A 1,529-nucleotide genomic window follows, 5' to 3' on the forward strand; every position below is an offset into this window, starting at 1 on the left:
CGTAGAGCCTGTGAACCATTTGGGTTTTGCGGGTAGTCGGAGCCGAGACAACGGATGTTGAACGGCCTCGACGGTAGTGCAGAGGCGGGATTTGCGGTCCCGCCGCTATGGTTGGCGCGGCTATGCGTTGGCGAGGCGATGTCCTTGCAGGATGTTGTTGGTGAGCGCGTACCAGAGCACGACGGCGCGGACCTTATCGATGCCGCGCACGGTCAATTGCCTGAGGTCCCAGTTGCGCCAGCGGGCATGGATGCATTCGCAGATCGAGCGGGCCTTGTACTGTGCCTTGCCGGCCTCGCTGGCCATGCGAGCTCGCCAGGCCAAGACCCCGGGGCCGTCGCCGCTCCGGGGTAGAAAAGGATCGACACCGCTCCTGGATTTGGTCGGTGGACAGTAAACCTCGATGCCTTCGCCATGCGCCCACTCGATGTCCTCGGCACTGCAGAACCCGCCATCGACGAGATGGCGGCGGGGAAAGCACTTCAGCAGTGCGCGCGTTCGTTCCAGCATCGGCCGCATCAAGCCGCGATCTGATCCGTTGTTGTCGATCTCGACCGTGACCACGATCAGTTCGCCCGCCGCACTGGCGACCTGCACGTTGTAGGCCGGGCGGAAGCCGGCATCCGCCATCTTCATCACCCGCGCCTGCGGGTCCGTGGTGGAGGCCCGAGGCTCCTTCGGCTTTTTGCCATTGCCACCCTTTTCGTCGAGCTGCTTTCGCTTGCGCTTGATCTCGGCCAGCGCCGTTTGCGCAGCTTGCACCCGCTCGCTGCGTTCGCGCGCCGCGCGCTCTCTGGCGGCCCGGATGCGCCGGTTGCTGGCTTCCGGATCCGCATCGACCTCGCGCTTGAGTTCTTCCACTACAGCCTGGGCCTGCGCCATCTGCCGATCCAGTGTCGCCTCCCGGCGGAACGATCCGGCTCCCGCATTCGCCCGTATCCGCACCCCGTCCTGGGTCAACTTCTCCAGATCAACCAGCCCCGCCTTGCTCAGCGCCGCCAGATGTTCGCTCAACAAGCGGTCGAGCAGATCGGCACAACCGACCCGGAAGTCCGACAGCGTGTGATAGTTCAGTGACACCCCGCCACAGAGCCAGCGATAGACGTCATGGCTGTCGCAGAGCCGGTCCAACGCCCGCGCGCTTCCGACGCCGTCGCTCGTGGCGTACAGCCAAAGCGCCAGCAGCAGCCGTGGCGAAGGCGCCGGATGGCCGGGCCGGTTCTCCCGCGCCTTGACCCGATCCTCTAGCTCGCTCAGCTCGAGCCCTTCGACATAGGCCCAGATCACTCGCGCCGGATGATCCTGCCCGATCAGGCTATCGATATCGACGGCTCGCAGTTCGACCTGGTCGCGCATCGGCTCGCGCAGACGCGGCGCTCCGCGCGGCGCTGCATCAGCTCGCGGCTCCGTCTGTTCCGGCAGTTCTCCAAATAGCCCGCGGCCAGTCATCATCCTCTCCCGCAAATTAATCATTGCAGAGAATCATGGCCGCCGACCCTCCGCCATGAAAAGATTCACAGCCTCGTAGG

The 1,529-nt window shown here is 64.8% G+C and carries 1 protein-coding gene; it reads right to left on the reverse strand.

All coding sequences use genetic code 11. The features are described 5' to 3' along the window. Positions 1-120: 120 nt before the first annotated feature. Positions 121-1,452 carry an IS1182-like element ISBra1 family transposase gene (locus CQ13_RS12280; protein WP_057843149.1) on the reverse strand — a complete coding sequence of 444 codons (1,332 nt, stop codon included), beginning with the start codon at positions 1,450-1,452 and terminating at the stop codon, positions 121-123. Between the last annotated feature and the right edge of the window lie 77 nt (positions 1,453-1,529).

The organism is Bradyrhizobium retamae, assembly GCF_001440415.1.
GTDB classification, from domain to species: domain Bacteria; phylum Pseudomonadota; class Alphaproteobacteria; order Rhizobiales; family Xanthobacteraceae; genus Bradyrhizobium; species Bradyrhizobium retamae.